General features: G+C 53.5%; 25 protein-coding genes. 17 read left to right on the plus strand and 8 right to left on the minus strand.

From position 1 onward, the window contains the following. The first annotated feature begins 60 nt into the window (after positions 1 to 60). The 8 genes from SYNCC9902_RS01025 (at position 61) to SYNCC9902_RS01060 (ending at position 11,006) form a co-directional block, all read left to right on the plus strand. On the plus strand, positions 61 to 846 hold the full coding sequence (locus SYNCC9902_RS01025) for a peptidylprolyl isomerase (RefSeq protein WP_232179236.1): 786 nt from the start codon (positions 61 to 63) through the stop codon (positions 844 to 846). Beyond that, positions 843 to 3,758, plus strand: a complete 2,916-nt coding sequence (locus SYNCC9902_RS01030; protein WP_011359055.1) for a peptidase domain-containing ABC transporter — start codon at positions 843 to 845, stop codon at positions 3,756 to 3,758. The genes SYNCC9902_RS01025 and SYNCC9902_RS01030 overlap by 4 nt, the downstream gene beginning before the upstream one ends. 236 nt (positions 3,759 to 3,994) lie before the next feature. Continuing rightward, positions 3,995 to 4,951, plus strand: coding sequence for an HlyD family secretion protein (locus tag SYNCC9902_RS01035; RefSeq protein ID WP_369776181.1), 957 nt, complete (start codon positions 3,995 to 3,997; stop codon positions 4,949 to 4,951). Between the two features lie 5 nt (positions 4,952 to 4,956). Beyond that, on the plus strand, positions 4,957 to 6,204 hold the full coding sequence (locus SYNCC9902_RS01040; RefSeq protein ID WP_011359057.1) for a glycosyltransferase family 4 protein: 1,248 nt from the start codon (positions 4,957 to 4,959) through the stop codon (positions 6,202 to 6,204). Positions 6,205 to 6,248: 44 nt separating this feature from the next. Next, the gene (gene hisS / locus SYNCC9902_RS01045; protein WP_011359058.1) at positions 6,249 to 7,541 is read left to right on the plus strand and encodes a histidine--tRNA ligase; all 1,293 of its coding nucleotides are present in this window, start codon (positions 6,249 to 6,251) and stop codon (positions 7,539 to 7,541) included. A 56-nt stretch (positions 7,542 to 7,597) separates the two neighbouring features. After that, positions 7,598 to 8,557 carry a UDP-glucuronic acid decarboxylase family protein gene (locus SYNCC9902_RS01050; RefSeq protein ID WP_011359059.1) on the plus strand — a complete coding sequence of 320 codons (960 nt, stop codon included), beginning with the start codon at positions 7,598 to 7,600 and terminating at the stop codon, positions 8,555 to 8,557. After that, entirely contained in the window at positions 8,554 to 9,987 is a 1,434-nt protein-coding gene (locus SYNCC9902_RS01055) for a nucleotide sugar dehydrogenase (RefSeq protein ID WP_011359060.1), read from the plus strand. The genes SYNCC9902_RS01050 and SYNCC9902_RS01055 overlap by 4 nt, the downstream gene beginning before the upstream one ends. Beyond that, positions 9,984 to 11,006, plus strand: coding sequence for an NAD-dependent epimerase (locus SYNCC9902_RS01060; RefSeq protein WP_011359061.1), 1,023 nt, complete (start codon positions 9,984 to 9,986; stop codon positions 11,004 to 11,006). Before SYNCC9902_RS01055 ends, SYNCC9902_RS01060 begins: the two co-directional genes overlap by 4 nt. Before the next feature lie 67 nt (positions 11,007 to 11,073). On the opposite strand, the gene SYNCC9902_RS01065 is transcribed toward SYNCC9902_RS01060, so the two are convergent. The 6 genes from SYNCC9902_RS01065 to SYNCC9902_RS01090 all read right to left on the minus strand — a co-directional run bounded on the left by SYNCC9902_RS01065 (position 11,074) and on the right by SYNCC9902_RS01090 (position 13,355). Next, positions 11,074 to 11,274 carry a photosystem II reaction center protein J gene (locus tag SYNCC9902_RS01065; protein ID WP_009788331.1) on the minus strand — a complete coding sequence of 67 codons (201 nt, stop codon included), beginning with the start codon at positions 11,272 to 11,274 and terminating at the stop codon, positions 11,074 to 11,076. A gap of 11 nt (positions 11,275 to 11,285) precedes the next feature. Further along, entirely contained in the window at positions 11,286 to 11,405 is a 120-nt protein-coding gene (locus SYNCC9902_RS01070; RefSeq protein WP_009788330.1) for a photosystem II reaction center protein L, read from the minus strand. A gap of 9 nt (positions 11,406 to 11,414) precedes the next feature. Beyond that, positions 11,415 to 11,552: a cytochrome b559 subunit beta gene (gene psbF / locus SYNCC9902_RS01075; RefSeq protein ID WP_011359062.1), complete on the minus strand. Its 138-nt coding sequence runs from the start codon at positions 11,550 to 11,552 to the stop codon at positions 11,415 to 11,417. Positions 11,553 to 11,555: 3 nt separating this feature from the next. Then, positions 11,556 to 11,804, minus strand: coding sequence for a cytochrome b559 subunit alpha (gene psbE, locus SYNCC9902_RS01080; protein WP_011359063.1), 249 nt, complete (start codon positions 11,802 to 11,804; stop codon positions 11,556 to 11,558). A gap of 70 nt (positions 11,805 to 11,874) precedes the next feature. Then, positions 11,875 to 12,876, minus strand: coding sequence for a photosynthesis system II assembly factor Ycf48 (locus tag SYNCC9902_RS01085; protein WP_011359064.1), 1,002 nt, complete (start codon positions 12,874 to 12,876; stop codon positions 11,875 to 11,877). Between the two features lie 11 nt (positions 12,877 to 12,887). After that, positions 12,888 to 13,355: a rubredoxin gene (locus SYNCC9902_RS01090; RefSeq protein ID WP_041424726.1), complete on the minus strand. Its 468-nt coding sequence runs from the start codon at positions 13,353 to 13,355 to the stop codon at positions 12,888 to 12,890. 83 nt (positions 13,356 to 13,438) lie between these two features. On the opposite strand from SYNCC9902_RS01090, the gene SYNCC9902_RS01095 reads away from it, so the two are divergent. The 3 genes from SYNCC9902_RS01095 to SYNCC9902_RS01105 are packed head-to-tail and all read left to right on the plus strand — an operon-like array spanning position 13,439 to position 15,117. Continuing rightward, the gene (locus SYNCC9902_RS01095) at positions 13,439 to 13,801 is read left to right on the plus strand and encodes an NAD(P)H-quinone oxidoreductase subunit 3 (protein WP_011359066.1); all 363 of its coding nucleotides are present in this window, start codon (positions 13,439 to 13,441) and stop codon (positions 13,799 to 13,801) included. Between the two features lie 3 nt (positions 13,802 to 13,804). Beyond that, positions 13,805 to 14,539, plus strand: coding sequence for an NADH dehydrogenase subunit K (locus SYNCC9902_RS01100; RefSeq protein WP_011359067.1), 735 nt, complete (start codon positions 13,805 to 13,807; stop codon positions 14,537 to 14,539). Then, entirely contained in the window at positions 14,536 to 15,117 is a 582-nt protein-coding gene (locus SYNCC9902_RS01105) for an NAD(P)H-quinone oxidoreductase subunit J (RefSeq protein ID WP_011359068.1), read from the plus strand. The genes SYNCC9902_RS01100 and SYNCC9902_RS01105 overlap by 4 nt, the downstream gene beginning before the upstream one ends. A 27-nt stretch (positions 15,118 to 15,144) precedes the next feature. Here the strand turns inward: SYNCC9902_RS01105 and yvcK are convergent, their stop codons facing one another. Continuing rightward, positions 15,145 to 16,470, minus strand: coding sequence for a gluconeogenesis factor YvcK family protein (yvcK, locus tag SYNCC9902_RS01110; protein ID WP_041425265.1), 1,326 nt, complete (start codon positions 16,468 to 16,470; stop codon positions 15,145 to 15,147). Between the two features lie 180 nt (positions 16,471 to 16,650). Between yvcK and SYNCC9902_RS01115 the strand changes: the two genes are divergently transcribed. Continuing rightward, positions 16,651 to 17,409, plus strand: a complete 759-nt coding sequence (locus tag SYNCC9902_RS01115; protein ID WP_083756840.1) for an ABC transporter ATP-binding protein — start codon at positions 16,651 to 16,653, stop codon at positions 17,407 to 17,409. 5 nt (positions 17,410 to 17,414) lie between these two features. Then, the gene (locus SYNCC9902_RS01120; protein WP_011359071.1) at positions 17,415 to 18,275 is read left to right on the plus strand and encodes an MlaD family protein; all 861 of its coding nucleotides are present in this window, start codon (positions 17,415 to 17,417) and stop codon (positions 18,273 to 18,275) included. Between the two features lie 36 nt (positions 18,276 to 18,311). Here SYNCC9902_RS01120 and SYNCC9902_RS01125 read toward each other — a convergent pair whose 3' ends face one another. Beyond that, complete coding sequence (locus SYNCC9902_RS01125) at positions 18,312 to 20,423, minus strand: magnesium chelatase subunit D family protein (protein ID WP_011359072.1); 2,112 nt, start codon at positions 20,421 to 20,423, stop codon at positions 18,312 to 18,314. Between the two features lie 39 nt (positions 20,424 to 20,462). Here SYNCC9902_RS01125 and folK point away from each other — a divergent pair, with 39 nt between their 5' ends. The 4 genes from folK (at position 20,463) to SYNCC9902_RS11780 (ending at position 23,654) form a co-directional block, all read left to right on the plus strand. Then, complete coding sequence (gene folK, locus SYNCC9902_RS01130) at positions 20,463 to 20,954, plus strand: 2-amino-4-hydroxy-6-hydroxymethyldihydropteridine diphosphokinase (protein WP_011359073.1); 492 nt, start codon at positions 20,463 to 20,465, stop codon at positions 20,952 to 20,954. Positions 20,955 to 21,010: 56 nt separating this feature from the next. After that, positions 21,011 to 21,571 carry an NUDIX hydrolase gene (locus tag SYNCC9902_RS01135; RefSeq protein WP_011359074.1) on the plus strand — a complete coding sequence of 187 codons (561 nt, stop codon included), beginning with the start codon at positions 21,011 to 21,013 and terminating at the stop codon, positions 21,569 to 21,571. Next, complete coding sequence (locus SYNCC9902_RS01140) at positions 21,571 to 23,004, plus strand: FAD-binding domain-containing protein (protein WP_011359075.1); 1,434 nt, start codon at positions 21,571 to 21,573, stop codon at positions 23,002 to 23,004. Before SYNCC9902_RS01135 ends, SYNCC9902_RS01140 begins: the two co-directional genes overlap by 1 nt. Before the next feature lie 122 nt (positions 23,005 to 23,126). Then, the gene (locus tag SYNCC9902_RS11780; RefSeq protein WP_011359076.1) at positions 23,127 to 23,654 is read left to right on the plus strand and encodes a cupin domain-containing protein; all 528 of its coding nucleotides are present in this window, start codon (positions 23,127 to 23,129) and stop codon (positions 23,652 to 23,654) included. Positions 23,655 to 23,765: the final 111 nt, after the last annotated feature.

Genomic DNA, 23,765 nt, shown 5'->3' on the forward strand with positions numbered 1-23,765 from the left:
GTGCGTTTTCGTCCCTACGTTTTGCGGACTGAGTACTGACGTGTGAATTGCCCTCAGGTCTTGCCTGATTTGAAGCGAGTGATTGGGGGAGAAGGCCGAGCTCTTTTGCAACGCTTCGATCTGCTTCGTCCTCTTGTAGAGCAAATGGTGACGCAGACCGTTCTTGCTGATGTGGAGATTTCGGATCAAGACCTCGATCAGGCCCGTCTGGAACTCCTGGAACAACGGGGCTATGAGCGGCTTGATCAATGGTCTGAGCTCTTGAATGAGATTGGGCGTTCCCATCAAGAGGTTGTGGATCGCATGGCCGTTGTGATCCGCCGCCAGTCGTTGATGCATGAACAATTTGGTGCGAAGGCGGAGGCGCGGTTTTTAGACCGCAAACACGAGCTGGATCAGGTGGTGTACAGCCTGCTTCGACTGGAGAGCAGTTTTCTTGCGCGCGAGTTGTATTTGCAAATTGAATCGGAGGAATCCAATTTCGCCGATTTGGCCAAGCGCTATGCCGAGGGGCCAGAGCGCAACACCAACGGCATTGTTGGTCCCGTATCCCTGACGCAGGCTCACCCTGACTTGGTCGAAAAATTGCGAGTTTCTCAGCCGGGTGTGCTGCTTGAGCCCTTCAAAATTTCTGATTGGTGGTTAGTCGTTCGGCTAGAGCGCTACTCCCCGGCCACCTTCACAGCTGAGGTGTCAGACCGAATGTGTCGGGAAATGTTTGATGCCTGGGTGAGCGAGCAGGCCGATTCGTGCCTCGAGCAACTGCAGAACGCATCGCATGAAAACAAAGAATCCATCGATTCCGAGCCGATGACGGCGTTCAGCGACTTCAGCATTTCCAAATGACCCAGGCTTCATCCTTCCCGTTGCTGACCCATCCAGCCTTTAACGGTCTGAGTGAAATCGGGTCCAACGACCTTCAACAGGCCACGCGGCTGTTGAAGTTTGAACTTGGCCAGCAGATGTGCGATGCCGAGGTGATCCCTGCACGGGTGCTTGTGCTGCTGAGTGGCCAAGCCCGATTGGTGGGGAGACAAATGGGTCGGCTGACCACCGTGGGCAAATTTGGCCCGGGCAGCGTTATTGGAGCAGCCAGTCTCCTAACAGGATCGGCCTGCGAGAACGTCATTGCTTCCGATGACGTGGTCGCTTGCGCGATTCCGGATCAGGTTTGGTCCGAGTTGTATGCGTCGGAAGCGTCATTTCGCGCCTGGTGTGACCAACAAGTGTGGCCTCAGGAATTGCTGCAACTTCTGGAACGGTTGGATCGCGGATCGGCTGATGCCGACGAATCTCCGTTGGAGCAACTTGAGCAGGCATTGCAGGGGGCTTTGCACTGTGCCCCCACCCCGGAATCGGTGGGTGCGGCGATCGCCGTTGGCCAGTTGGTGTATGTGACCAGCTGTTGGGGTGAGGCGCGGGTTGGCCAACAACTCGATGCGGCGAGTGTTTTGCCTGAGAGCGACCGATTTGCGTTGCGCTTGGTGGCCTTGGCTGCTCCGGAGGCCGCTGATAGAGAGGATTCTCCAGCACCCCTTGTGCACGCTGATGCGGTGGAGTCCGCGGAGCTTCTGCCCCCTGTCAGCCGTTTCAGCCCAGAGCGCAATGTGGTGGACAGCCTTCATCTCATTCGCGCCGACGGTCCGTTGGCGGAAACGCTCGCTTGTTTTCAAATGCTCTCGCAGCTGATGAAGTTGCCGTTTCGTCGGGATTCGATCGAAAAGGTCCTTCAAGACAACATTCGTCGCGGCTTGACGCCGAATTTGCAGCTCTGTGGCCAGTTAGCGGCAAGTCTGGGTCTTCATGTGATGGCGGCCAAGGTGCCTTCGCTGGCCGGCACACGCTTGCAAGTGCCGTCCCTGTTGCCGTGGCAAGGCGGCTTCGCCCTGGTGGTGGCCAGCAATGAGATGGGGTTACGCCTGGCATCTCCGAAGCATGGTTTGGTGGTGCTTGGCCCGCAGGAGCTTCAAGCGAGTTTCCCGGAGGGTATTGATCTGCTTCTGATGGAGCGGTCGAATGCCACGCCCGACCAGAAGTTTGGGCCCGGTTGGTTTTGGCCTGCATTGAAGCGTTATCGCAGCGTCTTGATTCAGGTTTTGGCGGCCAGTTTTGTGGTTCAGCTCTTCACCCTGGCCAACCCTCTATTAATTCAGGTGATCATCGATAAGGTGATCACTCAGCGCAGTCTTGACACCCTTCAAGTTCTGGGAATTGCTTTGGTGGTTGTCACCATTCTGGAGGGAATTTTAGGCAGTCTGAAAACATTTTTGTTCGCAGAAACTACCAATCGCATTGATCAGCGCCTTGGCGCGGAGGTGATTGATCACCTTCTTCGCTTGCCGTTGGGGTATTTCGACCGTCGTCCCGTCGGAGAACTGGGGACGCGTGTTGCAGAGCTGGAAAAGATTCGGAATTTCTTGACTGGACAAGCTCTGACAACGATTCTCGATGCCGCTTTTTCAGTGATCTACATCATGGTGATGTTGGTGTACAGCTGGCTGCTCACCTTGATCGCCCTTTCGGTGTTGCCGATTCAGATCGGCCTCACGCTTCTTGGGGCGCCATTATTTCGCCGGCAATACCGGGCCGCGGCAGAGGAGAATGCCAAGACCCAGAGCCATCTAGTGGAAGTGCTCACTGGGATCCAAACGGTGAAAGCACAGAACGTCGAAATGGTGAGTCGTTGGCGCTGGCAGGAGTTTTATTCCAATTACATCGCTCGCACATTTGAGAAAACGATTACTGGCACGGCTCTCAATCAGACCAGCCAGGTACTTCAAAAGATCTCTCAGCTAATGGTGCTGTGGATCGGTGCCTCCATGGTTCTGAGTGGGGATCTAACTCTTGGTCAATTAATTGCTTTCCGGATTATCTCCGGTTATGTCACCCAGCCTTTGCTTCGTCTTTCCACGATTTGGCAGAGCATTCAGGAATTAAGAATTAGCTTCGAACGACTCGCTGATGTGATTGATACTCCCCAGGAATCGGATGAGGTTGATAAAACAAAGGTCATGCTCCCTCCGCTTCAGGGGCAGATTCGATTTGAAGATCTCAGCTTCCGATTTCGGCCTGGGCAGCCTGAAGTACTGAAGGACATCAATCTGGAAGTGAAGTCTGGAACTTTTGTTGGGATTGTTGGACAGAGTGGGAGTGGAAAGAGCACGCTAATGAAACTTCTGCCAAGGCTTTATGAGCCTGATAGAGGACGAATATTGATTGATGGTTTCGACATTTCTAAGGTGGAATTGTATTCACTCCGTCGTCAAATCGGAATTGTTCCCCAGGATCCTTTGCTATTTAGCGGCACGGTGAGTGAGAACATTGCGCTCACCAATCCGGATGTGTCGAGTGAGGAAATTGTGCGAGCGGCGCGCCTTGCGAATGCTCATGACTTCATTATGGAATTAGCCAGTGGTTACAGCACGCCTGTTGGAGAGCGTGGAGCCAACCTCTCGGGAGGCCAGCGCCAGCGTGTGGCCATTGCCAGAACGTTGTTAAGCAACCCAAAATTGTTGGTGATGGATGAGGCGACGAGTGCTCTGGACTATGAAACAGAGCGGAAAGTTTGTGACAACTTGCATGGCAATCTGAAAGAGCAAACAGTCTTTTTCATCACCCATCGTCTTTCTACGATTCGTCAGGCCGATATGATCGTGATGATGCACCAAGGTGCCGTGGTTGAGGTGGGTTCCCACGATGATTTGATGAAGCATCGTGGGCGTTATTACGCTCTTTATCGCCAACAGGAGAGTTTGTAATTATGAAGTTCAATCCTTTTAAATTTCTTTCTCCGGTGCCTGATGATGTTCAGCAAGGAGTAACGAATTTCGATGAATCTGTTTTGCAGCAGGGGCGGTTCTGGATGCGAACCGTCACCTGGACTCTGATTGGTACCACCGTTTTCGGTGTGGGTTGGCTGGCCTTGGCTCGAACGGAAGAAATTGTTGTGGCCAAAGGTCAGTTGGAACCCATCGATTCTGTTCAAGATATTCAGATGCCCGTGGGAGGGGTTGTTGAGGAGATTTTGGTGAAGGAAGGCGATTCGGTGAAGGCGGGTCAGGTTTTGATAAAACTCGATACCGAAGCGAGTGAACAGCAACGAAAAAGTTTGGAGACCTCGATGATATTGAAGCGAGAACAGCTCAATCTCAAGCAGATTGAGCGCCAAAGATATGAGCAGGTGAATAATGCTGAAGTTCGAATGTTGGAAAATAATTTGGCATTGCAGACCGAGATCCTCTCTCGTTATATGCAGTTAAAGGCTGCTGGTGCCTTTTCGGAAGTGCAGCTTCTCACCCAGAAGAACACGGTTGAGGGAACTCGTGGTCGCTTGATGCAAACCAGGGCCGACCGGCTTCGACAGTTGGCCCTCTTGGATCAGCAGATGGCTCAACTGAATTCTGAGGTTGCTGATATCAGTAGTCGGTTGGCTGAGGCCAGGGTGACGTTGCGTTACCAGCAATTGAAATCACCCCTTGATGGTGTGGTGTTTGATCTGCAGCCCACGTCGGCTGGTTACACAGCCCAGTCCACTGAGACCGTCATGAAGGTGGTGCCCTTTGGCTCTTTGGAAGCCAGTGTTGAAGTGCCGAGCAACAAAATTGGTTTCGTGAAGGTTCCCGTGGGATGTCCGAAGCAACTTGCAAATTGTATGAATGCAGATATCAGTATTGATTCTTATCCGGCTACTGATTTCGGTATTTTGCCAGGAAAAGTAACGCGAATTGGATCCGATGCTTTGGCTCCTAATCCTCAGGAGCAGCGCCAGGAATTGAGTTACCCAGTTACGGTCAAGCTTATACAGCAACAATTGCAAATGAAACGTGGTGCGAAGCTTCCACTTCAAGTTGGTATGAGTCTGACAGCCAATATCAAGTTGAGAAAAGTGTCTTATTTGCAGTTATTGTTGGGCGAGTTCCAGGATAAGGCTGAGTCCTTGCAGCGACTCTAGAGGGTATGAAAATCTTATTTGTCCATCAAAATTTTCCCGGCCAGTATCTTCATATTGTCCAACGCTTGGCTAAACTTGGTGGCCATCAATTAGTGGCCTTAGGGATTAATCCATTAGATCAAAGTCGTGAACTTTCAAGCAGAATTCAGTATTTTCAGTATTCGCTAAGGCGAGGTAATGCCAAAAATGTTCATCCTTTAGTTATGGAAACAGAAGCTAAAGTGATTCGTGCCGATGCGTGTGCAATGGCAGCTGAGCAGCTTAAGAGTAAAGGTTTTATGCCTGATATTATTTGTGCTCATCCAGGCTGGGGCGAGCCGTTATTCTTAAAAGCAATTTGGCCCGAAGTCTCTTTACTTTGCTATCAAGAATTTTTCTATAATAATATTGGTTTTGACATTGGTTTTGATCCAGAATTTCAAGACGAATGTGGTTGGTGGAATCAGGCAAAGCTTGAAATGAAAAATGCTTATTTACATTTAATTCTTGAACAAGCGGACTGGAATATTACTCCCACGCATTTCCAGGCTAGTAGCTTTCCTGAGAATTGGAGAAAAAAAATAAGCGTGATTCATGATGGAGTCGATACGCAAAAGGCAACTCCAAATCCCTTGGTAAAGCCATTAATGCTCCCTGATGGTGTTGTAATTAAACGAGGAGAGCCTGTCATTACATTTGTGAATAGGAGGCTCGAGCCGTATCGCGGATGCCATACTTTCTTGCGCGCAATTCCTGAATTGTTGCAAAGATGTCCCGAGGCGCGAATTGTCATTGTTGGAGAAACAACTGGTGTTAGTTATGGTGCGGCTTGTGAGGGTGGTGAGTGGAAAGACCGTTTCTTATCTGAAATCGAAGGTCAGTATGATCCTTCCAGAGTTCATATAACCGGTTCTTTGCCTTACCACCAATTCATACCGTTGTTGCAAATTAGTGCTTGTCATGTTTATCTCACATACCCTTTTGTGATGAGCTGGAGCCTTCTAGAAGCGATGGCCTGTGGTTGCGCAGTGGTCGGTTCCGATACGGCTCCAGTGAGAGAGGTGGTCCGCCACGGAGTGAATGGTTTGCTAATTGATTTTTTCTCTTCTGATGATCTTGCTCAAGCAGTGGCTGAGCTTCTTCAAAATCCCGAACGTGCACAAGCTTTTGGAACTGAGGCCCGACGCACCGTTCAGCGCTCCTATGAGCTTGAAGGGTGTGTGACTCGTCAACTGGCTTTGATGGATTTAGTGGCAAGTCGGAGTCTCAAGTGATGACCTACCCGGCAGACTGACCTGTTGATGATGAATTCAGCACCGTGACGCAGCTGCAGAGCCTGAGGGGAATGGTGGATTTATTGCCTCAAGCATTACAGCGTTGGCAGGCTGTTGAATCAGTTGCGCGAACACACTTTCAACGGTCGGGTTTTGGTGAGATCCGTACACCGGTCATGGAACCCACGGATTTGTTTTGTCGCGGCATCGGTGAAGCCACAGATGTTGTTGGCAAAGAGATGTACACCTTCAACGATCGTGGGGATCGTTCATGCACCTTGCGTCCAGAGGGCACGGCATCTGTTGTCCGCGCTGCTTTGCAACATGGGTTGTTGAGCCAAGGGCCTCAAAAGCTTTGGTATGCAGGCCCCATGTTTCGCTATGAGCGACCCCAGGCCGGACGCCAACGTCAATTCCATCAGATCGGTGTGGAGTGGTTAGGGGCAGCAAGTGCACGTGCCGATGTTGAAGTGATTGCGTTGGCCTGGGATTTATTGGCTTCCTTAGGCGTTGGTGGTTTGGAGTTGGAATTGAATAGTCTCGGTTCTACGGATGATCGGTGCGCTTATCGCACTGCTTTAGTGGCCTGGTTAGAGCAACGCTCAAATCTTTTGGATGAAGACTCGCGGGCTCGCTTGAACACCAACCCGCTACGAATTTTGGACTCTAAAAACAAAGCAACTCAAGCTCTGCTTGATGGGGCTCCAACCTTGGCAAATTCTCTCGCTCCTGAGAGTCGGGAGCGTTTTGAGGTTGTGCAGCAGGGGCTTGCTTCACTTGGAATTCCATTCCGCCTTAGCCCTCGATTAGTTCGCGGTTTGGACTACTACTGCCATACCGCTTTTGAGATCACCAGTGACCAGCTTGGTGCCCAGGCCACGGTCTGTGGCGGTGGTCGATACAACGGTTTGATCGGTCAACTAGGAGGACCAGATACCCCAGCTGTGGGATGGGCGCTGGGCATGGAGCGTTTGCTGTTGGTTGTTGAGGCTGCCGCCAACGCTGATCCTGATGGGGACTCTGCTCGGCTTACAGCTGTGGTCCCACCCAATGCTTATTTGGTGAATCGTGGCGAACAAGCTGAAAAAGCCGCCCTCATTCTTGCTCGGTCGCTGCGTTGTGCCGGATTAGTGATTGAACTCGACAACTCTGGAGCATCTTTCAGCAAGCAATTCAAGCGTGCTGATCGTTGCGGTGCACGTTGGGCTCTGGTGCTGGGTGATGAAGAAGTTGAAAAGGGAGAGGTTCGGATTAAGCCTTTGAGTGATGAGAGTGACGATTTTTTTCTTGGACTCCATGATCTGACAGGGTTACTTGCCAAGCTAACTGCCATGTAATCCAGTCACTGTCCTTGCAGCGCATGGTATTTTCATATGCGAATAGCAACTAGTCGTTGATTAATTTAGTGACTGGGGGAGCTGGATTTGTAGGCTCGCACCTGACCGATCGTTTGATGCAAGCTGGTGAAGAGGTTATTTGTCTTGACAACTATTTTACTGGCAGAAAGACGAATATCAGCAAGTGGATAGGCAACCCTCGATTTGAATTAATTCGGCATGATGTGACCGATCCAATTCAACTAGAGTGTGATCGAATTTGGCATCTAGCCTGCCCTGCATCGCCGGTTCACTATCAATTTAATCCTATTAAAACTGCGAAGACTAGTTTTTTGGGAACGTACAATATGCTCGGACTAGCTCGTCGCGTAGGCGCGCGATTACTCCTTGCAAGTACAAGTGAAGTGTACGGTGACCCTGAGGTGCACCCGCAGCCTGAATCCTATCGAGGTTGTGTAAATACCATTGGGATTCGGAGTTGTTACGATGAAGGGAAGCGTATTGCCGAAACACTTTGCTTTGATTATCAACGGATGCATGAAGTTGAAATTCGCGTGATGCGGATTTTCAATACCTACGGACCTCGAATGTTGCCAAATGATGGTCGTGTTGTCAGTAATTTTATTGTGCAAGCTTTAAGAGGTTCGCCGCTCACTCTTTATGGTGATGGATCGCAAACTCGTTCTTTTTGTTTCGTTGATGACCTCGTCGAGGGAATGATTCGACTAATGAATGGAAATCATACTGGCCCAATGAATATTGGTAACCCTGGAGAATTTACGATTCGCCAACTCGCGGAATTGATTCGAGCAAAAGTCAATCCTGATCTTCCTTTAATAGAACGGCCTCTCCCGGCAGATGACCCATTGCAGCGACAGCCTGTGATCGACTTGGCTCGAAAGGAACTTGATTGGGAACCAAATGTTGCGTTAGAGGATGGCCTTGCCGTAACTATTGAATACTTTCGTCAGGCGCTTCAGCCTTCTGGATTTCAATCAACTGAGGTGTCAGTATGATGATTAAGAACATCTGTTGTATGGGGGCTGGTTATGTAGGTGGCCCGACGATGGCAGTCATTGCTGATCATTGCCCAAATATCCAGGTGACGGTTGTTGATCTTAATCAGCAAAGAATCGATGCTTGGAATGATTCAGATTTGAGTCGCCTTCCTGTTTATGAGCCAGGTTTGGACTTTGTTGTTGATCGTGCTCGCGGTCGTAATCTGCATTTCTCTACTGATGTTGATTCTGCAATAGCAGCGGCCGATATTGTTTTCATATCCGTTAATACACCTACTAAAGTAAAAGGCTTAGGTGCTGGCCAGGCGAGCGATTTGCGATGGGTAGAAGCCTGCTCTCGCCAGGTCGCGAATGCGGCTCAGGGTCACACAATCGTTGTCGAAAAAAGTACGTTACCAGTGCGCACTGCGGAGACAATTCGCACCATTCTTGAGGCTTCTCAAGCTCCGCTCCAAGAGGGAGAAGTCCCTAAATCTTTTGCAGTTCTTTCAAATCCGGAGTTCTTGGCAGAAGGTACAGCGATTCGAGATTTAGAATGTCCTGATCGTGTTTTGATTGGTGGAGAGGACGACGACTCTATTAATGCTTTGGCTGATGTTTATATGCATTGGGTTGAACCAGCAAAGATTTTGCGAACCAATCTTTGGAGTAGTGAATTGTCAAAATTAACTGCCAATGCTTTCCTGGCTCAGCGCATCAGTTCGATTAATTCAGTTGCTGCTCTATGTGAGTCGACCGGTGCTGATGTTCAGGAAGTGGCGCGTGCGATCGGGACTGATAGCCGAATTGGACCAAAATTTCTGCAGTCGGGTCCAGGATTTGGAGGGAGTTGTTTCCAAAAAGACATTCTCAATCTTGTTTATCTTTGTAGGCATTTTGGCCTCCCTGAAGTTGCAAGTTATTGGGAAAGTGTCGTCGAACTCAATACGTGGCAGCAGCATCGTATCTCCCGACTGATTGTGCAGCGTTTGTTTGGAACCGTTACGGGCAAGCGTGTGGCGATTCTTGGTTTTGCTTTTAAGGCAGATACAAACGACACACGCGAAGCTCCGGCGATTCGTATTGCACTTGATTTGTTGGAAGAAGGGGCGCAGCTTGCGATTCATGACCCGAAAGTTGAGCAGGCCCAGATTGCGCGTGATTTACGTGAGGCACCCGTTGAGTTAGATCCTGCGACTGGTAAATCTCAAGGCCTTAGTGGTGTTGGTAGTTGGTTGAGTGCTAATAGCGTTGAGGAGGCTGTAGAAGGTGCAGATGCCGTGGTGCTCTTAACAGAGTGGTCTCAATACAAATCTCTTGATTGGCAAGATCTCTCTCGTCGTATGCGGCGGCCTGCATGGGTTTTCGATAGCAGAACTATCGTCGACCCCGATCAAGTGCGTTCAGCTGGCCTCAGGCTGTGGTGTGTTGGGAACGGATCCCTTTGACACGCACTGTTCTGGTTACCGGCGCGGCGGGATTTATTGGTTCCGCGTTGTCCCAGCGCCTCCTTCAGCAGGGCGACCGCGTTGTGGGTGTCGACAATCTCAACAGCTACTACGACCCAGCGTTGAAGCAAGCGCGGCTGCGCCAGATCGAGGCAGTCGCCCAAGAGGGGAACTGGCGGTTTGAGTCTGTTGCGCTCGAACATGGTGAGGCGCTGATGAAGCTGTTTTCAGCTGAAAAGCCCCAAGTTGTGGTGAATTTGGCGGCCCAAGCGGGGGTTCGCTATTCGATTGAGAATCCTGCTGCTTACATCCAGAGCAATCTTGTGGGATTTGGGCACATCCTTGAGGGATGTCGTCATCACGGCGTGGGCAATTTGGTGTATGCCTCCAGCAGTTCGGTGTATGGCGGTAACCGCAACCTGCCTTTTGATGAACGCCAGCCGGTGAATCATCCGGTGAGTCTTTATGCCGCCAGCAAGAAGGCCAATGAGTTGATGGCGCACACCTACAGCCATTTGTATGGTCTTCCCGCAACAGGATTGCGTTTTTTCACGGTCTATGGCCCTTGGGGACGCCCAGATATGGCGCCGATGCTGTTTGCGCGGGCAATTTTGGCGGGTGAGCCGATCAAGGTGTTCAACCACGGCAAGATGCAGCGCGATTTCACCTACATCGACGACATTGTCGAAGGCGTGCTCCGTTGCTGCGATAAGCCCGCCACGATCAACCCCGATTTCGATCCCCTTCAACCTGATCCGGCAACGGCAGCAGCACCGCATCGGGTGTTCAACATTGGAAATAGCCAACCCACGGAGTTACTGCGCTTTATCGAGGTGATGGAGCAAGCACTGGGGTGTGAAGCCATTAAAAATTTCCAGCCGATGCAGCCTGGTGATGTGGTGGCCACCGCAGCGAATACCGCTGCCCTTGAAGACTGGGTCGGCTTTCGTCCTTCAACGCCGATTCAAGTTGGAGTCGACCGATTTGCTCAGTGGTATCGGTCGTTCTACAGCGTTTGAACGTTGTGAAACCCATAAAAAAAGCTGGCCTTGTAGCCAGCTTGTCGAATGAATTGCAATGTGTGATTCAGGCGGAACCGACTCCGGTATAAGCCCCGAAGAAGAACAAGCCCACAACAAAAAACACTGCCATGCCACCAGCCGTAGCGACAAGCCAAAGTGGCAATACACCTTCAGTCCAGCGGGAGCGCCAAGCCACTGCAGGGCGTCCGTCGGGCAAACGATCAGGGATTCGACCGTCTGGATAGAGAGATTTCTTACTGCTCATAATTCAGTCGCTCAGTTGAAGAAGTAGCTGGACATCAGCACTCCGGTGACGAAAACAAATAGCAACCCCAGGTACAAGCTGGTGCGGTTGAGTTCGACTGGAAGATTGTTGGGGTTGGTGTTGCGTTCCATGATTAAGGGTCAGCGACGGATGAACTGCATCGCGGCAAGAGCGCCGAGGAAAAACACCGTGGGAATACCGAGGGTGTGTAAAGCAAGCCAGCGCACCGTGAAGATCGGGTAGTTGCGCGGCGTTGTGGCCATTGGAGCTTGTGACATGGGTTATTTCAGGCGAACGTCGAGTTGAGCTTTTCCTTCGTAGCGCTGGCTGACGACGGGAGCTTTGGTGTCTGTGGCTTGGAAATAGGCATCAGGACGAGGAGTTCCAAATGCGTCGTAGGCCAAGCCTGTGTTGACGAAAAGAAATCCGGCAAGGAAGATCGACGGCAGCGTCACTGCGTGAATCACCCAATAACGGATGCTGGTGATGATTTCGAAGAACGGACGTTCCCCGGTAGAGCCTGCGGCCATGGCTTCGGCGTTTCAGATAAGTGATCTTAAGAGGTGATGACGGGTTGTTGAGCCCGTCTTTTCATCTCGGTTACACAGCGTTGCCGACCCAGCGCAGCAGATTGCCCCGCTCTCCCAAAACGAAGGCATGGTCGTCGTCAAAGACGAAGCGTGTGAAGTTGCTCGGTTGCTGATCGCCAACGGGATCGGTTTCCCAGCTATCGCCACCGTCATGGCTTACCAGGAGAGTGCCATTGCCACCGCCGGCCCAAATGCCACCATCGTCATCCCAAGCCATGTCCATGTAGCCATAGCCATTTGTGATCGGGATAATCGCTTTGCTCCAGTCTTCAACGTTGCCGTCGCCATCGTTGAGACGAATTTGAGCGCCGCGGGCGACCATCCAAAGATTGCCATCAGGTTGATAGCCGATGCTCTGCAGGCGTTGGCTGCTCACCCGCTGATGAACTTTCCAAACCGTTTCTCCTGGTTCCCAGGTGGCATAGAAATTGCCAAGACCACTCACACTGACGTAGCTGCCATTGCTGCTTCGGCGTAGATCACGCACCGCGCCAGCTGCGTCGGTCACGCTGGCTTCCCAACTCTCACCACCATCATTGGTTTTGTATACAGCTCCAACATTTGTTGCGAGCTCGGCAGAGCTTTTGCCTAGGGCGGTGATCAGGTAGGGCTCGCCAGGGAGCTTGGTATCCAGGAAAAGACGGGTCCAATTTTGGCCACCGTCGGTGCTGTGCATTAGCAGGCCTGGTTGTCCGGCAATCCAGCCTTCTTGGCCCTCGAAATCGATGCTGATCAGCCTGAAATTTTCTTCGTCGGGTAAATCGAGACTGCGATCGTTCCAATGGGCACCGCCATCATCGGTTTCTCGAATCATCCGGTTGCTGCCCACCAGGAAGCCATGGCTGGGATCGGTGAACGACACATCCAAGGGATTCGCCTGGGTTTCCAGGTCGATCGCTTTCCAAGGGCTGGAACTGGCCGTTGGGACGCGCGTCGAAACGCATCCACTCAGGCCTACGCCGAGCACGAGCACCAGTAAAAGATTGACGGCGGATGACAGCAGTCGATTCATGACGAATGAGCTCAGCGCAGGGAGTAAAGAGAAAGGAAGAAGGCAAAGCCCAAGGCAAGGCTTCCGAAGATCAAAACGTTCTTCTGACCCGGAGTCATGCGGTTAACGCCAAGACCGTAATTGAGGTTTTCCTCAAAACCGCTGGCTTTTGTTCGAGGACCGATGTCCCGAAACGCTGCCACTTTGCTGCGGCAAACCGGGCAACGAAAACTGAGGGGGTCAAGATCGCTGAAAGCTGTGCCCGCATCAATGCCTACCTTCTTGACCCCTTCTTCTGGGTCATAGACGTATCCGCAGCTGCGACATTCGAACCGGTGGGTTCTTGGATCTGTTTCAGCTGATGCTTCAACAGCCGTTTCAGGAGCAGGTTCGCTCTGTTTGACGGACTCAAGTTCGTCGCTCACCGCTGCTTTCTCAAGCGTTTCGGCCGCTTCAGCGGCAGGTTCGCTCTGTTCGACGGACTCAAGCTCGTCGCTCACCGCTCTACTGCTGGGATGCACGACTCTATCGGCGACAACTCCCCACGGCGAATGCCAGACTGTTCTTATGTACTTGGACGTCCATGTTCGCCCTGCCCGGCTATGACGCCTTTTTGGGGTTTCTGCTGATTGCGGCAGCCGTTCCGGTGCTGGCGCTTGTCACCAACAAGCTTTTGGCTCCAAAAAGCCGCGCTGGTGAACGTCAACTCACTTACGAATCAGGCATGGAGCCGATCGGTGGTGCGTGGATTCAGTTCAATATTCGCTACTACATGTTTGCGCTGGTCTTCGTCATTTTTGATGTTGAGACGGTGTTTCTGTACCCCTGGGCCGTGGCTTTCAATCGGCTCGGTCTGCTGGCGTTCATCGAAGCGCTCATTTTTATTGCCATCCTGTTGGTAGCCCTTGCCTATGCCTGGCGCAAAGGCGCCCTCGAGTGGAGTTGAGTTATGCCTGAATCACCATCGATTTCCGCCGTTCGCGACCTGCGGGAGGCCACTTGCGGCCCCATCGGTACCCCTGAGGTAACCAACGAGCTGAGTGAAAACATCATTCTCACCAGCCTTGATGATCTCCACAATTGGGCACGACTCAGCAGTCTTTGGCCACTGCTTTACGGCACTGCCTGTTGCTTCATCGAGTTTGCAGCGCTGCTTGGCTCACGTTTCGATTTCGATCGATTCGGTTTGGTGCCGCGCAGTTCACCCCGTCAGGCGGATCTACTCATCGTGGCTGGCACAGTCACCATGAAAATGGCTCCTGCTTTGGTCCGTCTCTACGAACAGATGCCTGAGCCGAAGTATGTGATTGCCATGGGTGCATGCACAATTACCGGCGGCATGTTCAGCGCTGATTCCACGACGGCCGTCCGCGGCGTTGACAAGTTGATTCCTGTGGACTTGTACCTCCCTGGATGTCCTCCACGGCCGGAAGCCATTTTTGATGCAGTAATCAAGTTGCGCAAAAAGGTTGGCGATGAGTCTCTGGCTGAGCGCAGCAAGCACCAGCAGACCCATCGTTATTTCACGATGACTCACCAAATGAAAGCGGTGGAACCTCAAGTCACCGGTGCATATTTGCGCGCTGAAAGTCAACAAGCAGCTTTGGCGGCAGCCCCTGCTGGACAAACATTGGCGACGGATGCCGCCGTTTTGAATCCCGCTCCTGAAATGGTTCAGCCATGAGTGATTCCGCACCAACCAACCCAACGCCAACCAATCCAGCTCCAGAGGAATCCGCGTCTGCAGTCGCGACGCTTGAACCTGGTCCTGTCAGCCAGTGGTTAAACACTCAGGGGTTTGATCACGACGTTCTCGATCCCGACCACGTTGGTGTCGAACAGATTGGTGTTGAGTCGGCCGTGTTGCCGATCATTGTTGCAGCGATCAAAAGCCATGGTTTTGATTATTTGCAGTGCCAAGGCGGGTACGACGAGGGTCCTGGAGAGAGGCTTGTTTGCTTCTATCACTTCATTGCCATGGCCGAGCAAGTGGAGGCGATGACCGCAGGTCGGCCCCATGAGTTGCGCGAAGTTCGCCTGAAAGTTTTCCTCAGTCGTGAAGGGACACCATCACTGCCATCAATTTATGGATTGTTCCGTGGCGCTGATTGGCAAGAACGTGAAACATTCGATATGTATGGCATCGAGTTTGAAGGTCACCCCCATCCCAAGCGTTTGTTAATGCCGGAAGATTGGAAGGGTTGGCCACTGCGAAAGGATTATGTGCAGCCCGACTTTTATGAAATGCAGGATGCTTTTTAAGGTATTTAATTATCTGTAAAGATTGAATTACTGCGATTGTTCTCTTTTGTGCTTTCGGTAAAAGCGCATCACGGCCAGGGCAAGACTGCGAGGATCATGGCGCAATGTTGATGTGGGACGTGCTCCTTGAAGGGGGGCTTGGGTAACGTCGTAGCCATCTTTTTTCAAGCCTTTTGAATCGCAAACGACCGGTTCGGCTCCACGGGATTGGTAATGCTTGATTAGGGCTGAACTAGGCAAATCATCTTGAGCTAAAACGGCAGGAAATAGCCGTTGATTGAGGCCAAGGCTGGCGAGTTGCGCTTCGATCGCCCTGAGATGACCGCGCACATCAAGGCCATCCGTTTCTCCCGGTTGAGTCATCAAGTTGCAGATGTAGAGCCGAGGGGCACGGCTGCGTCGGATCGCTGAAACCAGTTCTGGCACAAGCAAATTCGGAAGCAGTGAGGTGTAGAGACTGCCAGGGCCCAACACAATTAAATCCGCATTGGCGATGGCTTCCAGGGCTCGGGGAAGAGCCGGAGGACGCTCGGGAATACAACCAAGCCTCACAATCGGACTTGGGGCATGGCCAATGTTGCTTTCGCCTTCAATGCGTTGGCCGTTTTCGAGTTCTGCCCACAAACGCACGTCGACGTTGGTGGCTGGAACCACCTGGCCTTGTACAGCCAAGACGCGACTTGAGGCGGTGATCGCAGTTTCGAGGTTGCCGGTAATAGCCGTCAGCGCTGACAGGAACAGATTTCCGAAGCTGTGCCCCTCAAGTCCGCTTCCAGCGGAAAACCGGTATTGAAAGAGACGGGTTAGGAGTGGTTCTTCCGTGGAGAGAGCTGCGAGGCAGTTGCGGATGTCGCCAGGAGGTAAGACGCCGAGCTCCCGTCTTAAAACTCCGCTGCTGCCGCCGTCATCAGCCACTGTGACGATGGCGGTGATGTGGCTGCTGTAGCGCTTTAGGCCGCTCAACAATGTTGATAACCCGGTGCCTCCACCGATCGCAACGATATTTGGACCACGGTTTAAGCGGCTTTTGGCTCGCAGTGCATCAATGAGCACCGTGTCTTTGTCGGGAGCTAAGGCCTGTTGAATCGAGCCAAAGCTTCGGCTTTGTCCCCATAAAACGAGGGCTACGCCCACAAGTACTACTAAAGGGCCGGTGAATTCCCTCGGAAGGATTGTGGTGAGTGCTCCCAGAAGCCAGCTCAGGGTTTCAAGAATCCAATAAATCGGTTTGAGATCGGCCCAAACGGCTCCTCCGATTAAGGCCAGTAGTAGGCCCAGGCCAGAGGTGAGAACCCAGCGCTTCACCACCAAGCCAGGCTGTAACCAGCGCACGGCGCGCTGGGAACGCGTCATAAGTTCTTGTCGCCGGTGCCCCCGGTTGGCTCTGGCCTGCTGGCGTCTGCTTTGAGGAGATTTGGGCGCCAAGGGGCGACTCATCCAGTCATGTCAGAACTGTACGGAGACTTTTCGAGCGCGGCAGGATGGTGACATGTTTCGGCCTTTGATGTGCCTCAGCTCCAGTCCGTGGTGGAGATGGACAACCTCACCATGCAGTGGGGGGCCAGGCCTGTGCTGGACAGGGTGAGCCTGACGATGCAGCCCGGAGAGCGGCTTGCTGTGGTGGGGCCCTCGGGGGCAGGGAAGTCAACGGTGCTGCGACTGTTGGCTGGTTTGCAGCTGCCGACAAGCGGGCAACTGCGCTTGTTTGGTGAACCCCAGGACTATCTGCGGCTGGATCAAACGAACCCCCCTGATGTGCGTTTGGTTTTTCAGAATCCCGCGTTGCTGGCGTCCCTCACGGTTGAGGAAAATGTTGGTTTCTTGCTCCGGGAAAAAGGGACTCTGTCCAATGTTGAGATCCGCGAGCGCGTTGAAACGTGCTTAGAAGCTGTTGGCCTGTATGAGGTGGCGCATCTCTATCCCGGGGAATTAAGCGGCGGGATGCAAAAGAGAGTGAGTTTTGCCCGCGCCTTGATCGATGACCCCCAGCGGGGAGATCAGTCGATGCCTCTCTTGCTGTATGACGAGCCCACCGCAGGGCTCGATCCTGTGGCATGTACACGCATTGAAGACTTGATTGTCAAAACCACAACGGTGGCTCGGGGCTGTTCCGTTGTGGTTAGTCATGTCCGCAGCACGATTGAGCGCTCGGCGGAGCGAGTGTTGATGCTCTACGAGGGCCATTTTCAGTGGCAAGGATCGGTGGATGAATTCCGCAGTTCTACGAATCCCTATGTGGAACAGTTCAGGACGGGTAGCCTGCGCGGACCCATGCAGCCTGCGGAGCACTGATCACCATGCGACGCAGTGTGCGTGATGCCATCGTCGGATTCACTGTCCTGGGTGGCCTGGTGGGTTTTGCTGCCACGGGGATGTGGATGCGTGGCATTCGATTGGGCTCGAGCGAGTGGAGACTGACGGCGAATTTCAATGATGCGTCAGGACTGGCCGAGCGTTCGCCGGTGACCTACCGCGGCATTTTGGTTGGCTCGGTGCGCTCGATCAAAGTCACCTCGAGTGCGGTGGTTGCAGAGTTGGAAATCACCAAGGGTGACCTGCGTCTGCCCTTACCGGTCACAGCCACCATCGGCTCAGCGTCGTTGCTTGGAGGCGATGCTCAGGTTTCATTGATGAGTCGTGGCAAGCCCTTGCCAGAGAATGCGCCGTTGCCGAAAGCCGTTACTTGCCAGCCAAAAGCTCAGTTGTGTGACGGCGCCACGGTGATGGGCCAGGAAGCCTCAAGCATCACAACGGTGACCGAAACCCTTCAGGAGTTGTTGACACAAGCCAAAGCTGAGAAGTTGATCCCGAATGCGGCGGCTTCGATGGAGCAGATCGATGAAACCGCAAAGTCCTTTGAAGCCCTGACGGTTCAGCTGCAAGCAGAGTTATTAAAAGTGGATCCGGTATTGCGCAATCTCCAAGCAGCGACGGCCCACGCCAACAACATTGTGGCTTCGTTGGATAACCCAGAAACCTTGACGAGCTTGCAACAGACGGCGACAAATGCGGCAGAGCTCACCGCCAAATTGGATGCCGTGGGAGGTGACGTAGAAACTCTTACGTCCGATCCAGCGTTTATGGACGGCCTGCGGAATGTGACTATTGGCCTTGGAGCTCTGTTCTCAGAGGTGTACCCCGCCCAAACAAGCCGGTAATCACGATATTCGCGCAATATCGTGATTGTTTAGTGTTTAGATCGTGCCAATTGCCTCCATGGCGATCGAGGCAATCGCTTGATCGCTGGCCTTTGGTAGCTGGACGTATTTGCCACCGGCGGCTTCGGCGAGGTCTTTGCCCATGCCGCTACCGATGAATTTGCGTTCGGTGTCGATCACGAGCAACTTGATGCCGAGCATCCGATAACGGGCCGCCACATCCAGCACCTCCTGCTTTAAATCGGGCTTCTCTTCTCCGTCCAGCTCGGGTTGGCCAAGCGATTTGCTGAGCGGTACGTTGCCCCGGCCGTCGGTAATCGCCACCACCACGACTTGGCCGAGGTCGCCGGTGGCCAGAGCATTGGCTCCCACCCTGGCCGCTTGGGTGAGTCCGTGGGCGAGCGGTGAACCGCCCCCGCAGGGCATGGATTCAAGCCGTCGCCGTGCGGCTGTGATTGAACGCGTTGGCGGCAATAACACCTCGGCTTGCTCGCCTCGGAAGGGAATCAACGCCACTTCATCGCGGTTTTCATAGGCCTCGGTGAGCAGTCGAATCACGGCTCCCTTGGCACTTTGCATGCGGTTGAGCGCCATCGAACCACTGGCATCCACCAGAAACACCACGAGGGCGCCAGCTTTGCGCTGCAAAAGCTTGGCGCGCAAATCGCCTTCCTCCACGATCACAGCGCGGCCGGGCTGTCGTTCACGCCGCGCTTTTTGGTACGGGGCCGCTGCCCGCAGCGTTGCATCCACTGCAATCCGGCGAACGGGGCCCCGGGGCAGCATCGGCTTGACGTAGCGGCCTCGGCTATCGCTTAACACCACCGAGCGACTGCCGCTGTTACCGGCTTTGCTCTTGGCTGCGTTGAACAGAAGGAGATCTGGATCCACATCAATCGCCTCTGGATCGAGCATGAATTCTTCGGGTACCGACGGAGGGGCTTGGTCCTCCGGACTGTCGTCATCGGTGTTGTCGTCGTCGGAGTTGTCCTCGTCCGCGTTGCTGTCGTCTGGTGTGTCGTCCTCCTCTCCAGATCCCTCGGGTGGGGGAGGTGGATTGTCCTGTTGATCTTGCTGATCGCCTTGGGACGGAGGGGGTTCTTGCTCCTGTGGTGGTGGAGGCTCCATCTGCTGATCCGGTGGAGGCAGCTGCGATGCCCGTGGGGCGATCACCAGCGCGACCGCCACTTGTAGGTCGTCTGCTTCAACTTGGTCGCGACCGCTTAGGGCGGCATGGGCTCGAGCGACGCGGACGGCATACAACTCGGATCGGTGGCCTTCTACTCCGCCCCGAATCGCTTCGGTCACGAGATATTCGATTTGTTCACGGCTGATTCGCACATCGGGCAGCCATTGCCGGGCCAGCAGCAGTTGGGTGGCTAGAGCGTCGGTTTCTTCGCTCCAGGTTTCGGCAAAGGTGCGGCTGCATTGGCCGTGGGCCAGTACGGCATTGGTGATTTCTACCCGTTGTTCGGTGCTCACCAGCTGATTGGCCGAAAGCGCGATGGCAAAGCGGTCCAGCAAGTGATCGCGAATGTTGCCTTCTTCGGGGTTGTAGGTAGCGATCAGCAGCGGTCGACAGGGGTGGCTGAGGCTGAGGCCTTCCCGTTCCACACGATTCTCGCCACTGCCAACGGCCGCCAGCATCAAATTCACGATGCCGTCATCGAGAAGATTCAGTTCATCTACGTACAGCACCCCCCGGTGCGCATCGGCCAGGAGGCCCGGCTGAAACACAGCACTGCCACTCGACAGCGAGGCGGCTACATCAACGGCCCCCACGAGACGGTCTTCGGTAATCCCGAGGGGGATTTGCACAAATGGTGCCGGAATCACCTTGGAGGGGGCATCGCCTGAGATTTGCTCATGGGTGGCGTTGTCCCACTCCTCTTCATTTTGAGGATCGAGGTTCCGTCCGACCCCTCCGTCAATGTCGAGGATGTCGATCGGAGGTAGCAGGGTGTGAAGCCCACGGGCCAACACGGATTTACCGGTGCCACGTCCTCCTGCTATTACCACGCCCCCTAGGCCTGGATCGACTGCTGCCAACAGCAGCGCAAGCTTGAGCGTTCCATGGCCGGTGATCGCCGCCAGAGGAAAGGCACGGGTTGCTTGGTCGTTTTTTGCGACTACACCGCTTGCCACCATGGAGGCTTCTCATCCCGCTCGTCCACGCCAGTCTCGCTGATGCTCCGCAGTGACGATCTTCCCCTCGCGATTGCCCTCGGTGCGAACCTGCCGTATGCCGATGCTGGGTCGCGACAAACCCTGTTGATGGTGCGTCCGTTGTTGACCGTTGTGGTGAACGATTGGGCTGCGGTTCCACTGCGGTTCAGTTGGTCGCCGTTATTCGACACCACCCCGATCGGTGGTCCACCGGATCAGCCGCGCTATTGGAACGCTGTGGTGGTCGTGCATGGGCTCGTTGCAACTCCATCGAATGAGGCGGCGATGAGGTTGTTGGGCGAATTGCACCAGCTGGAATCGCAATTTGGGCGGCAGCGATCCTCGGAACAACGTTGGGGGCCGCGCACCTTGGATCTCGATTTGTTGTTTTGGGGAGAGCACCGGATGGAGCATCCCAACTTGGTGCTCCCCCATCCGCGTCTTCATCTCCGCGGCTTTGTCCTTGAGCCGCTGTTGGCCGCCATGAATCAATCCTCCGACTGGATCGCCTGACCCCAGCGGATGAATGCAATGACCCGCCATGCTGGTGACTCCTAAAGCCTGATCCGATGGCACCGTTGCCGGCTCCGGAGCCTTTTGAGTTGCTCGAAACCGTCGAAACGGTGGATGTGCGCAAGCTTCGGTTCGAACGCAACAGGATCAGGTTGCCAATGGGTGTGGAAAGCACCTTCGGCATGGTTCGTCACCCCGGTGCCTCCTTGGCGGTACCGATCACCGATGACGGTCGGGTGGTGTTGTTGCGGCAATACCGCTTTGCGGTGCAGGCCCGCTTGTTGGAGTTCCCCGCCGGCACCCTTGAAGCTGGAGAGGATCCGCTTCAATCGATGCAGCGGGAGCTGGGGGAGGAAGCCGGCTTCAGCGCTGCCCGTTGGGATGCGCTTGGTCCGATGCTTCCTTGCCCTGGGTATTCCGATGAGGTGATCCATTGTTTTTTGGCCCGGGAGCTCACGGCTTTGGAGAATCCACCGGCTGGGGATGACGACGAGGATCTGGAGGTGGTCACGATGACCCCCGTTCAATTGGATGACGTACTGGCGTCTGGAAATGAGTGGCTGGATGGCAAGTCCGTCACGGCTTGGTTCCGAGCCAAACAGCTGTTGGGTCTCTAATGACAGCCTCCCGCGTTCTCTTTTGGCATCGCCGCGATCTGCGCTTGGCCGACAACCTCGGCATTCAGGCCGCTGTTGAGATCAGTCCTGCGGTGACTGGGGTGTATGTGCTGGATCCAGCCCTGATCCAGCCTCCCCAGTCGTTGCCACCCATGGCACCGGCCCGGTTGTGGTTTTTGTTGGAGAGCCTGATCGAACTTCAGCAGCGTTGGCGTGCTGCTGGAAGCCGGTTGCTGATCTTGGAGGGTGATCCCGTGCAGGTGCTGCCGCCGTTGGCAGAACGGCTTGGTGCCGAAGCTGTGGTCTGGAACAGGGATGTGGAGCCTTACAGCCGTGAACGGGATCGGCAGGTGGCGAAGCGGTTGCAGGCTGATGGTCGAAAGGTGGTGGTGGATTGGGATCAGCTGCTGATCCCCCCGGAGTTACTCAAAACGGGTGCTGGCGATCCGTATCGCGTGTATGGACCTTTCTTGCGCAACTGGCGGGGCAAGGTGCAGGCTCAACAGCCCATCACCATTGAGGCTCCTTCAGGCCTTGTTGATCTGCATTCCGACTTGGTGCCGGATAGGGATCCCTTGGCTGCGCTACTCCATAGACATGGATTCCAAGGCACGGAGATCTGCCCGTGTAGGCCTGGCGAATCGGCAGCCCTGGAGCAGCTCACCCTTTTTGCGGATGGGCCCCTCTCCGGCTACGAACCCGATCGGAATTTCCCCAGCGTGGTTGGTACGTCGTATCTCAGTGCGGCGTTGAGCGTTGGCACGTTGAGTCCCCGGCAAGCGTGGTGTGCGGCACAACAGGGTCGTGACCATGCCCGTAGCGATGAACAGCGCACGGCGATTGCTGTGTGGGAGCAAGAACTGGGCTGGCGTGAGTTTTACCAGCAAGCCTTGTTTCATTTTCCTGAGCTGGCGGATGGTCCTTACCGGGAGCAATGGCGTCGATTCCCTTGGGAGAACAACGAAGCGTGGTTTTCCTCTTGGCGGGAGGGGATGACGGGCATGCCGATCATTGATGCGGCGATGCGTCAGCTCAATGAGAGCGGTTGGATGCACAACCGTTGCCGCATGATCGTGGCGTCATTCCTGGTGAAGGATCTGATCTGTGATTGGCGTTGGGGCGAACGCGCCTTTATGGAACTGGAGGTGGATGGCGATTTGGCGGCGAACAACGGTGGTTGGCAGTGGAGTGCCAGCAGTGGCATGGACCCCAAGCCGCTGCGGATTTTTAACCCCGCCACCCAGGCCACAAAATTTGATGCCGATGGCGAGTACATCCGCCGTTGGGTGCCTGAACTACGGCACGTGAACACCAAAGATCTACTTACCGGTGAAATTGGTGGTCTCGAGCGTCGTGGTTATCCCGAACCTTTGATCACTCACAAAACCCAGCAGGCACTGTTTAAGACGCTTTACGCCACTATCCGGTCTTGAATAACAAACAATGGATAAGTAATTTATGAATTTAGCAGGTGTGCTTTAATAAGTGTTTAAGACGATATTAATTGGCAAGAATTTCATCACTCTCTAAGTCGGACCAAAGGCTTTTACGCAGGATGTGGAAGGGGAAAGAAGTTCGACCCAAAAAGATAATCCGTTTGCATGACGAAATCCGATCAGATTTTTATGAACAAAGTGATTTAAGTCCTGAGGGTTTGGATTGGAAAAAGCCAACAAAGAAAATCAATGCCGAGGTGCCCAAGGGACGATTAAAGCCAATGGAGGAAATTTCGGATGGTTTTATTGATGAAATCGTCAATTTTAAAGGGACTAAGCGTCATGTAATTGCAAATTTAGGAATTCGCAAGGCAGGCACGCGTGTTGGTATTCATGTTCATGAGAATGATGGAATTACATTTGTGCTCAAAGGTAAAGGAGAGATCACCGATTTTGTTGAAGGAAGCGAAAGGTCTTTGAATAAGCAAGGCGATTATTATTTCATGCCTCGAAATGTGCCAATGTCTGCATCGAATTTATCGGGTAGTGACATGACTTTGTTGGACTTATTTGTCACTGATATCTCAACTCCGCTCATCACAATCATAGAGCCTGGCTATCCTGGATACCGCAATCCAGTTTTGTAATTGCACGGAACTTTAAGGAGTAGGGTGTTTTTTAAAGTATTGATAATTGACAGCTGTAGGAACAGCTATTTACTTGTAGGACTTTTCTAATAAGGCTGTGTTGGCCTGGTG

Origin of the sequence: Synechococcus sp. CC9902 (assembly GCF_000012505.1) — a bacterium.
In the GTDB taxonomy this organism is placed as follows: Bacteria; Cyanobacteriota; Cyanobacteriia; order PCC-6307; family Cyanobiaceae; genus Parasynechococcus.

Bases quoted from the DNA above. Each gene is read 5' to 3' on its own strand.
- SYNCC9902_RS01030 (WP_011359055.1), top strand. From the start codon at position 843: ATGACCCAGGCTTCATCCTTCCCGTTGCTGACCCATCCAGCCTTTAAC.
- SYNCC9902_RS01035 (WP_369776181.1), top strand. From the start codon at position 3,995: ATGCCCGTGGGAGGGGTTGTTGAGGAGATTTTGGTGAAGGAAGGCGAT.
- SYNCC9902_RS01040 (WP_011359057.1), top strand. From the start codon at position 4,957: ATGAAAATCTTATTTGTCCATCAAAATTTTCCCGGCCAGTATCTTCAT.
- SYNCC9902_RS01055 (WP_011359060.1), top strand. From the start codon at position 8,554: ATGATGATTAAGAACATCTGTTGTATGGGGGCTGGTTATGTAGGTGGC.
- SYNCC9902_RS01065 (WP_009788331.1), bottom strand. From the start codon at position 11,274: ATGAGCAGTAAGAAATCTCTCTATCCAGACGGTCGAATCCCTGATCGT.
- SYNCC9902_RS01070 (WP_009788330.1), bottom strand. From the start codon at position 11,405: ATGGAACGCAACACCAACCCCAACAATCTTCCAGTCGAACTCAACCGC.
- psbF (WP_011359062.1), bottom strand. From the start codon at position 11,552: ATGTCACAAGCTCCAATGGCCACAACGCCGCGCAACTACCCGATCTTC.
- psbE (WP_011359063.1), bottom strand. From the start codon at position 11,804: ATGGCCGCAGGCTCTACCGGGGAACGTCCGTTCTTCGAAATCATCACC.
- SYNCC9902_RS01085 (WP_011359064.1), bottom strand. From the start codon at position 12,876: ATGAATCGACTGCTGTCATCCGCCGTCAATCTTTTACTGGTGCTCGTG.
- SYNCC9902_RS01095 (WP_011359066.1), top strand. From the start codon at position 13,439: ATGTTCGCCCTGCCCGGCTATGACGCCTTTTTGGGGTTTCTGCTGATT.
- SYNCC9902_RS01100 (WP_011359067.1), top strand. From the start codon at position 13,805: ATGCCTGAATCACCATCGATTTCCGCCGTTCGCGACCTGCGGGAGGCC.
- SYNCC9902_RS01105 (WP_011359068.1), top strand. From the start codon at position 14,536: ATGAGTGATTCCGCACCAACCAACCCAACGCCAACCAATCCAGCTCCA.
- yvcK (WP_041425265.1), bottom strand. From the start codon at position 16,470: ATGACGCGTTCCCAGCGCGCCGTGCGCTGGTTACAGCCTGGCTTGGTG.
- SYNCC9902_RS01115 (WP_083756840.1), top strand. From the start codon at position 16,651: ATGGACAACCTCACCATGCAGTGGGGGGCCAGGCCTGTGCTGGACAGG.
- SYNCC9902_RS01120 (WP_011359071.1), top strand. From the start codon at position 17,415: ATGCGACGCAGTGTGCGTGATGCCATCGTCGGATTCACTGTCCTGGGT.
- SYNCC9902_RS01125 (WP_011359072.1), bottom strand. From the start codon at position 20,423: ATGGTGGCAAGCGGTGTAGTCGCAAAAAACGACCAAGCAACCCGTGCC.
- folK (WP_011359073.1), top strand. From the start codon at position 20,463: ATGCTCCGCAGTGACGATCTTCCCCTCGCGATTGCCCTCGGTGCGAAC.
- SYNCC9902_RS01135 (WP_011359074.1), top strand. From the start codon at position 21,011: ATGGCACCGTTGCCGGCTCCGGAGCCTTTTGAGTTGCTCGAAACCGTC.
- SYNCC9902_RS01140 (WP_011359075.1), top strand. From the start codon at position 21,571: ATGACAGCCTCCCGCGTTCTCTTTTGGCATCGCCGCGATCTGCGCTTG.
- SYNCC9902_RS11780 (WP_011359076.1), top strand. From the start codon at position 23,127: ATGTGGAAGGGGAAAGAAGTTCGACCCAAAAAGATAATCCGTTTGCAT.